Consider the following 8,176-nt stretch of genomic DNA (forward strand, 5'->3'; position numbering starts at 1 on the left):
GGTCACAGCACCCCGATCTCCACCGTGAACGCGAGATGCGCCGGGCAGGAATCGGCCACCACGCGCTCCACTTCGCCCCGCCGGACGGCCGCCGGTTCGGGCACCCGCAGCCGCACGGTCAGCACCGGCGCGCCGGGCGCGGGCAGCGCCGAGCCGGGGGTGCCCGACCAGGTCACCCCGCCCGGATCGGCGATTTCGACCTCGCCGCCGAACTCCGCGCGCAGCCGCTCGGCCAGCCCGCGCCTGGTCCCCCGCCGCCGGTGCCGCTCCACCGCACGGGCCACCGATTCCCGCCCGGACGGCCGGTCGGCCGCCACCCAGAACCCGAGCAGCGGCAGGAAATCCGCCGGGGCCAGCGCCGGGTCGAAATACGCGGGCAGGTTGTCCAGCACGGAAAGCACCGGCGACAGGACCTCGTCCAGCCCGGCGGTGAAGCGCTGGGCGACCGCATCGTCCGCGTACATCCCGGGCAGTTGGTCCCCGATCGGATACCGGCTCGGCAGGCCGGTCACCGCCGCGCGCATCAGGCGCTCTCCGCGACGGTGACCTGGTGCTGGTAGGAGAAGATCAGCGAAGTGCGGGAGATTTCCAGCACGTTCACCGGTTCGCCGCGCCGGCCGGTGATCGGGTCGGCGGGGAACATCCGCAGCTCCTCCACCATCGACACCCCGGCCGCGCCGGCGAGCACGGCGTGCACCTCGCCGAACTGCACCGGCCGCCCGAACGGCCAGCCCCGGCCGTCCGGCCCGCCCCGCAACGGATTGAGATACCGGTACAACGCGTCCAGGGCCGCGCGCCGGGCCCGTTCGGGCGAGCCGGACGCGCGCAGCCGCGCCACCACGGTCACGCCCTGGTAGTACGGCGGCTCGACGACCACCCTGGTGCCGACCAGCCTGCGCTCATCGAGGGTTCCCGCGATCGCGGCAAGCATGTCCCGCGGCGGGATCAGTTGCTCCAGCCGCAGTTGGTCGCCGGTGTCGGCGGTCGCACCCGGCACGACGAGCACCCGCACCGCCGACTCACCGGAATCGGCCTCGGCCGCGGGCACACACCGGATCCGGGCCGCCGCCGGTGCGGCGCCGCGCGCGATCAACTCGAAATCGTCCACGGTGACCGCGCGTTCCTGGGTGCGCAACGCCAGCGGGCCACGCAACTTGGCCGCTTCGACCGTCTCACCGTCCACCCCGCCGCTCGCCGCCTCCCGGTTCTCCACCCGAGCGACATAGGGCACCGAACTGCGCAGCACCGAGATCGCCCGGCGCGCGACGTTGCCCGCCCGGCCGCCGCCGGTCCGATAGCGGCGCACCCTGATCACCGCGCCCTTCGGCGGTACCGCGCCGTAATGGCGGATGCCGCCGTCCGGCTCGCGGACCGCGGGCCCGAAGGCGAACTCGCCGCCGGTCGCGTTCAGCACCACGTGCCGGTCGGCGCCGGAAGACTCGCCGAAGTGCTCCACAGTGCACCACTCCTGCCAGCCGGTCCCGTCGGAAACCTCCACCACCACCGGCGCGCCATCGGTGAGCACCGGCCGCCGGCTCACCGAGAAGCGTTGCCCGGCAACGCCTTCCGATTCACCGATGACCTCGTCGAGCACGGTTTCCGCGTGTTCGGCGGTGATCGTGCCACCGATGGTGAACACCTCGGCCGCGCTGACCGTCGGCGACTCCGAGTAGAAGGGCTGCCCGGCGACCGGCTCCAGGACCCGGCAGCGCAGCCACCCCGCCCGCACCCCCGCGATCACCGAGGCGGTGTGCCCGGCGGGTACGTGCAGCACGACATCCCCCGGCCGGTTCAACCCGCCTGTGCTGTCCGAATCCACCTCGCACGGTGCCCAGCCGCCGCCGTCCCAGGCTTCCCAGACCAGCGGCGGCTGGCGGGGATCCACGCCGACGCCCTCGACCTCGCTGTCCAGCCGGATCACCACCGCGCAGCGCGGCACCGCGGCGGACAACCCGAGCAGCATGGTGTCCCCCACCGCGGGCGGCGTCGCGAAACAGCCCACGTCCTGACCGGACAGCAGCTCGTCGGTGCGGTCGACGGGGACGCCGGAGGCCGCGCTGGTCACCAGCTTGTCCAGCGAACACGGCACCACGACCAGCTCGTCCGCGGTGGCGAAGGAAACCGCGTCCTCGGTCTCGCTGCGCATCGTGGTCACCTCCGTGCCGGCCCGCAGCACCACCGGCTCCGGCTGGGGCGCGGACAGCCAGAACGTGACCTCGGCGCGCGCGGCGGTCGGCGGGAACAACCGCACCCCGAGCAGGTCGAGGAACGCCAGGTAGTTGCGTTCGGGTACCCGGTTGAGCCGGTAGATCAGCTGGTCGACCATGTGCGCGAAGGTTTCGATCAGGGTGACCCCGGGATCGGACACGTTGTGGTCCGTCCACTCCGGACAACGCTGTTGCACATAGCGTTTCGCCTCGTCGACCAGCTGCTGGAAACGCCGGTCGTCCAGATTGGGGGCAGGCAGGGTCATGAAATCTCGCTCGGCTCGTCGTGGGCGGGAATGACGTAGAACGGGAAGACGAGGTTGCGTGGGTTGTTCGTTTCCCGTATCCGGTAACGGATGTCGATGTACAGAATTCCGCTGTCCACCGCGTCGTAGGCGACCGCGACCTCGTCGACCTCGATCCGCGGCTCCCAGCGTTCCAGCGCGATCCGCACCTCGTAGGCGATCCGCCCCGCGGTCGCCCCGTCGCTCGGCGCGAACACGTGCTCGTGCACCCCGCAGCCGAACTCCGGGCGCATCGGCCGCTCGCCGGGTGCGGTGCCGAGGATCAGCCGGATCGACTCCTCGATCTCCTGGTCGCCCGCCACGGTCGCGATGCCGCCGGTGGTGTCCACTCGCAACGGGAACGCCCAGCCGCGCCCGATGAACCGGTCACTCATCACAATCCCCCGATGAACACGGCCCTGGCGCCGGTGCTGATGACGGCCCCGCAGGTGGTCTGATCGCCCTGTTTCGCGGCGGGTCTGCCGCCGATGAGGACCAGCCCGGACGCCGGTCCCGGCCGGGGGATCGTGACGTTCCCAGGTCCCAGCTGCGGATGCATGCCGCACGCGTTGACGGTGCCGATCACCGCGGCGGGCTGCCCCTCGATGAGGACGGTGGGCATACCGGGTGCGGTGAGGGCACCGGTCGGCGGGATCGCGTTGCCGGCGACCGACGCGCCGGGCACCCCGGCGGGCACGGTCGGCAGGTGCGTGGTGCGGTCCCCGATCCTGGCCGCGGCTGGCATGTCTCACCCTCCCTAGTTGATCCGCACGATCGCGGCCCGCACGGACGCGCTCGTGCCGCCGTCGATGCTCACGCCCGCCCGGCCCGAGACCGAGACCGTGCGGCCGCGCAACGCGAGGTCACCCGCGCCCGCGTCGACGACCACGCCCCGGCCGGTGATCTGGACGTTCCTGGCCGCCTCGATCTGGACCGTGCCGTCGCTGTGCACGATCACGCTGGTGCCCTGCCGGTCCAGGTTGACCTCCAGCTTGCCGTCGCCGCTGCGCAACCGGACGCCGCGCGGGCCGCCCCTGGCATCGAGCAGCTCCACCCGGTCGCCGCTGCGGGTGGCGAACGACCGGCGGTTGACCCGGCCGCTGGTCGGATCCACCAGCGGGACGTCGTGCGGCGACGGGAGGTCCACGCCGTTGTAGAGCCCGCCGAGCACGTACGGTTTGTCCAGCAGGCCCTGTTCGAAACCGACCAGGACCTCGTCGTTGACGTCCGGGCTGAACACTCCCCCGCCACGGGCCCCGCCGAGTTGCACGGTGCGCACCCAGTCGGTGACGTAGTCGTCGGAAAGCCAGGGAAAACGCAGCTTCACCCAGCCCCGCCCGCGCGCCGGGGTCTCCTTGACATCGGTGACCACGCCGATCGCCAGGCCGGGAATCCGGGGCGGTTCCGGCGCGGCCGGAGCGGCGAGCCCGGCCACCGAACGGTCCTCGCCGCCGCTGACCGTGACCGTGGTGCGGTAACCGTTGCCCGGCTCGAAGACGTGGTGGCTGGCGCTGGCCGTGTAGCGCCCGGAAAAACTCGGGCCGACATTGGCCAGCGCGACCGGCACCCCGGCGCGCAGGTGCGGGTTGCCCTCGCAGACCGCCTCCACCTCACCGAATCCGGCGGACGCGGCGGTGGCCTGCGCCTTGGCCGCGGTGTCCACTTCGGCCTGCGTGCGGTACGCGCCATCGGTGACCAGCAACTCCCCGGCGCCGCCGAACCGGTGGCTGGACTGCCCCGAGGACATACCGGCCAGCACGGTCTTCGAGGTGGCCGCCCTGGCCCGCGCCACCACCGGCCGCTTGGTGGTGACATCCCAGCCGCGGACCGTCACGGAGTCGACCTGCTCGGCGGTACTGAGCACCGCCCGCAATGAAAGCAGGTTCTCGCCGTATTGCAGCACCAGGGGATTCAGCCTGGCCGAGGACCGCGGTGACGGCGCCTTCGAGGCCGGGTCCGGTTCGGTGAAGTCCAGCCTGCCCTGGTCGTCGACCCGGACCACGGCACCGTGTTCGGCGGCGAGCGCCTGGAGGAACTCCCAGTCGGTCACATTGGCCTGGCTGATCTGCTGGTAGGTGGCGCCCGGTGCGCGCACCTTGCCGACGGTGAGCCCGGCCTTCGCCGCGACCCGGCGCACGATGTCGGCCGCGGTCATGTTCCGGAACGCGAGCACCCGGCGGCGCCGCATCAGCCGGTGCGCCCGATCGGCCGCACGCAACACGGTGAACGTGCCGGTCTCGTCGTATTCGGTCTCCAGCCCGATGATCTCGCCGGAGAACAGCGGGAGCTGCGAGTTGTCCTTGACGGTGGTGACCGAAACCTCCAGCGGGGTGCCGATCGTGATCCCGGTGTCGGTGAGCAGGTCGTGATCGGGGTCCCGGAAAGCCAGCACGGCGACCGCGGGGAGATTCACCGAATCGTCCACAGTGCACTGGACGAGCTGTTCCGCCCAGGCGGGCGGCAGCTGGCCGGGCGCCTTGATGATGGGGTCGAGGGCGAATGCGCGCTGGGACACGGCTCAGCCCGCCGTGTCCGCGGCCGGGATCAGCAACTCGGTCCCCGGCCGCAACCGCATCGGGTCGTCCAGGTCGTTGGCTTCCGCGATGCGCCGCCACGCGGTCGCGTCGCCGTACTCCCGCCAGGCCAGTTGCGCGAGCGTGTCCCCGGCCACCACCCGGTGACCGCGGCGGGCCTCGAGCGCGCCCGAGGTGGGGTTCTGCCCGGGAGTGGCGCCGCCCGCCTCGTCCAGGGTGAGCGAGCAGCGGGCGCGCAGCGGCGTACCGTCCACATCGAACAGCGAGTAGGTCACCGAGACGCTCTTGACGATCCCGTTGAAGGACACCGTCCTGGACTTCCCCCATTCGAAGCGCACCCAGGGGCTGGCCGGTCGCTTCTTGCCGAGGCTCTGCGTGGTGGGCACGCACGCGAGCAGGATCGTCTGCACACCTTTCTCCACCGAGTTGTCGTGCTTGCCGGTGGCGTCGAGGAAGATTTCCACCGACAGGCTGCGGGGTGCGCTGCCGACGAATTCGGGAACCGAGGACTGATCGGCCATCCGGGACGGTTTCCGGCGCCATTCGGTGCGTTTGGTCAGGGTGAGCTGGTTCGGGTTGAACTGGAACGGGACGCGCGCGATGGTGCCTCCCGGTCCCGCGCCGACCTTCGCCGGCGGTTGCATGATCAGCAACGCCGCGCGGACCAGGTTCGCGCCGGCCGGTGCGGGCATGGTCGTCCTCCTCTTGTGGCGTCTTGGGTGGGTCAGCCGGGCTGCAGGCCGTGGTGCGCGATTTCCAGGCGCTCCACCGCGGCCTCCGAACGGCTCGGGTCGAAGTCCGGCCCCTGCCAGCGGACCGGCACGATCCCGAGCACCTGCCAGCGCGCGATCGGGGTGAGGTCCGGGCGCAGCGCGACGATCTCGCCGTCCTTGCGCTCCACCCGCCGCACGATCGAGTTGATCCAGCGGGTCACCTTCGCGGTATCCGCGGTCACCGGCCGGGTCAGCGTGATGTTGGACCACCGGATCCGGCTCGGCAGCTGCCAGACGAAACCGTTGTTGCCGCCCTCTTGGAACTGTTCCATTTCCACCTCGGCGCCGAGCCCGGAACAGCTGTTGAACGAACCAAGATCGTCCCCGCCGATGGTCAGCCGGAAGAAAACCGTGCTGGCGAAAACCTCACCGGCCATTTCTCGTCCTCCTCATCGCCGCCGGTTGTGCAGCCTGCCCGCGCGTTCCCGGCCGAATCTCAGTTCCGCGCGGAGCAATCTGCTCACCGGTTCGGCGAGCCGCCGGGCCAGTTCGTCGATGCTGGTGTGCTCGGGCTCCTCGTCCGGTTCCGGTGGCGGGTCGGGTACGGAGCGACGGCTGATCGTGACCGGGGTTCCCGGTGTGACACTGGTTTGCGGCTCGGCGTCGCGCTGGACCGGGGTGACCGCGGGCGGTGCCGGTGCCGCGATGGGCAGTTCGGGCACCCAGCGCGCCGGAACCACGGGCGCGGCACCGGGGCCCGCGGGTGGACGGACGGGCGCGACCACGGCCGGTGCCGGGCCCGCCGGTACCCGTTGCACCGGGGCTTCGGACAGCACCGAGCCGTGCCGGGACGGCCAGTTCGGCGCGCTTGCCGGACCGGGTGCCGGTCGCACGGCTGGTCGGGGTCGCGCCCCGGCGGCGCGCTGGATCGCCGCCGGGGTCTGCGGGGTGACGGTGCGCGCCCACCGGACGGGGACCACCTTGTCCTCGGGTACGGCCGGAGCGTCCGGGATTTCGGCGACCGAGCGGACCAGCGGCCGGTCGGCGAGCAGGCCCCGGACGACCGCGGGTCCGGCTTGCGGCGTCTGGGCGGCTGTCACCGGCAGGTCACGCGCGTTGCCCGGCCGGGCCAGCCGCCGTATCGGGTTCGAGTCCGCTGGTTCCGGCGGGAACTCCTTCGTCGCGTTCGCCATCTCCACCCGCGGCGACGCCACCGGCAACTCCGGCTTCGCGACATCGGAAACCGCCTGGCGCGTGACCTCGGACTCCGCGATCCGCTGGATCGGCTCGGCCGCGGAAACCAGCGGTGCGGAAGTGTCTACCGGCGTTGGCTCCGAAGTGGCCGTCGACGAGGGGCGATCCCGCACTGGTGCCACCGGCAGCTCGGGTTTCGCGACATCGGAAACCGGCGTGCCCGTGCTACTCGGCTCGGCGATCCGCTGGATCACCCCGGATTCGGAAACCAGAGGCGCCGCTTCGGAACCGCCTACCGGCGCCGGTTCCGAAGCGGCCGCCGACCAGGAAGGAACCCCCACTCGCGGCGACGCCACCGGAAGCTCGGGTTTCGCGACATCGGAAACCGCCTGGTGCGTGACCTCGCTCTTCGCGATCCGCTGGATCGGCTGGCCTTCGGAAACCAGCGGGGCCGTACCGGAACCTTCGGTGGAACCGCGCACCAGTGCAGCATCCGGTGCGGTCGAAGGCGGTCGGTGACTCTCCCCTCGCGCGGCAGGTGCCGGAAGCTCCGTGTCCACGGCATCGGAAGTGGCCGAGCCCGCACCAACCGGTTCGGTGGAAGCCGATTCCTCCTCGCCTCGTGGGGAAACCACCGGTAGTTCCGCTCCGGCGCTGCCGGGCTGGGAGATTCGCTGAATGGGCTGAGTGCCAGGCACCGGGAAAACCGATCTCGCGTCCAGGGTTTTCGCGGTCGGCGGCAGCGTGGGCAGCGGCTCGCCCAGTCCGGTTGTCCGCCGCGCCGGGCGAGCGCGCACGGGCGGCTTGGCGTCCGAAGTGGACTGCTCGCGGTCCGGCTGGTCCGTGGTGATCCGGTGTGCGGTCACCGGCAGTTCCGCCATCGGCTCGCCCAGTCCGGACTTGCGAGGCTCCGGAGCCGGGAGCGGGAGGGTTTCCGCGTGGCTCCGCTGGACGGCGACCTTCGGTTCCGCGGGAACCCGGGGCTTTTCCCCGAGCACCGGAACCGCGGCGACCCGGCGGACCGGCATCGCGATCCTCGCCACGGTGAGCAGGCGCGCGGGCGGAGCGGGCCGGACCGCGGCGCCGCCGGGTTCCGCGGCGCTCTCGCCGGTCACCGGCGCGCCATCCGGTGCCGCGAAGGTGGGCTTCGCGGCACCCGAACGTGCAACTCGCGTGCCTGAGTGTGCAGTTCGCGTGCCTGAGTGTGCAGTTCGCGTGCCTGAGTGTGCAGTTCGCGTGCCTGA

Annotated in this window: 8 protein-coding genes; all 8 read right to left on the bottom strand. The window is 71.8% G+C overall.

Annotation, left to right across the window (positions count from 1 at the left end; translation table 11 throughout):
- Positions 1 to 2: 2 nt before the first annotated feature.
- Genes FXO23_RS25650 through FXO23_RS25685 form a run of 8 tightly spaced genes read right to left on the bottom strand, consistent with a single transcriptional unit; the run spans position 3 to position 8,047 of the window.
- Positions 3 to 524 carry a phage tail protein gene (locus FXO23_RS25650; protein WP_218952148.1) on the bottom strand — a complete coding sequence of 174 codons (522 nt, stop codon included), beginning with the start codon at positions 522 to 524 and terminating at the stop codon, positions 3 to 5.
- Positions 524 to 2,473 (bottom strand): putative baseplate assembly protein, encoded by a 1,950-nt coding sequence (locus FXO23_RS25655; protein ID WP_158887980.1) that lies wholly within the window; start codon positions 2,471 to 2,473, stop codon positions 524 to 526. Before FXO23_RS25655 ends, FXO23_RS25650 begins: the two co-directional genes overlap by 1 nt.
- On the bottom strand, positions 2,470 to 2,886 hold the full coding sequence (locus tag FXO23_RS25660) for a GPW/gp25 family protein (RefSeq protein WP_158887981.1): 417 nt from the start codon (positions 2,884 to 2,886) through the stop codon (positions 2,470 to 2,472). Before FXO23_RS25660 ends, FXO23_RS25655 begins: the two co-directional genes overlap by 4 nt.
- Positions 2,886 to 3,236: a PAAR domain-containing protein gene (locus FXO23_RS25665; RefSeq protein ID WP_158887982.1), complete on the bottom strand. Its 351-nt coding sequence runs from the start codon at positions 3,234 to 3,236 to the stop codon at positions 2,886 to 2,888. Before FXO23_RS25665 ends, FXO23_RS25660 begins: the two co-directional genes overlap by 1 nt.
- 12 nt (positions 3,237 to 3,248) lie before the next feature.
- Complete coding sequence (locus tag FXO23_RS25670; RefSeq protein ID WP_158887983.1) at positions 3,249 to 5,006, bottom strand: VgrG-related protein; 1,758 nt, start codon at positions 5,004 to 5,006, stop codon at positions 3,249 to 3,251.
- A 3-nt stretch (positions 5,007 to 5,009) separates the two neighbouring features.
- Complete coding sequence (locus tag FXO23_RS25675; protein WP_158887984.1) at positions 5,010 to 5,717, bottom strand: CIS tube protein; 708 nt, start codon at positions 5,715 to 5,717, stop codon at positions 5,010 to 5,012.
- Positions 5,718 to 5,749: 32 nt separating this feature from the next.
- Positions 5,750 to 6,175, bottom strand: a complete 426-nt coding sequence (locus FXO23_RS25680) for a phage tail protein (protein WP_158887985.1) — start codon at positions 6,173 to 6,175, stop codon at positions 5,750 to 5,752.
- A gap of 12 nt (positions 6,176 to 6,187) precedes the next feature.
- Positions 6,188 to 8,047 (bottom strand): hypothetical protein, encoded by a 1,860-nt coding sequence (locus tag FXO23_RS25685; protein ID WP_158887986.1) that lies wholly within the window; start codon positions 8,045 to 8,047, stop codon positions 6,188 to 6,190.
- Positions 8,048 to 8,176 lie beyond the last annotated feature (129 nt).

The sequence above is a fragment of the Amycolatopsis anabasis genome, from assembly GCF_009765355.1.
GTDB classification, from domain to species: Bacteria; Actinomycetota; Actinomycetes; order Mycobacteriales; family Pseudonocardiaceae; genus Amycolatopsis; species Amycolatopsis anabasis.

What these genes read in the sequence shown, in the direction of transcription:
- FXO23_RS25650 (WP_218952148.1), bottom strand. Translation starts at nt 524, where the DNA reads ATGCGCGCGGCGGTGACCGGCCTGCCGAGCCGGTATCCGATCGGGGAC.
- FXO23_RS25655 (WP_158887980.1), bottom strand. Translation starts at nt 2,473, where the DNA reads ATGACCCTGCCTGCCCCCAATCTGGACGACCGGCGTTTCCAGCAGCTG.
- FXO23_RS25660 (WP_158887981.1), bottom strand. Translation starts at nt 2,886, where the DNA reads ATGAGTGACCGGTTCATCGGGCGCGGCTGGGCGTTCCCGTTGCGAGTG.
- FXO23_RS25665 (WP_158887982.1), bottom strand. Translation starts at nt 3,236, where the DNA reads ATGCCAGCCGCGGCCAGGATCGGGGACCGCACCACGCACCTGCCGACC.
- FXO23_RS25675 (WP_158887984.1), bottom strand. Translation starts at nt 5,717, where the DNA reads ATGCCCGCACCGGCCGGCGCGAACCTGGTCCGCGCGGCGTTGCTGATC.
- FXO23_RS25680 (WP_158887985.1), bottom strand. Translation starts at nt 6,175, where the DNA reads ATGGCCGGTGAGGTTTTCGCCAGCACGGTTTTCTTCCGGCTGACCATC.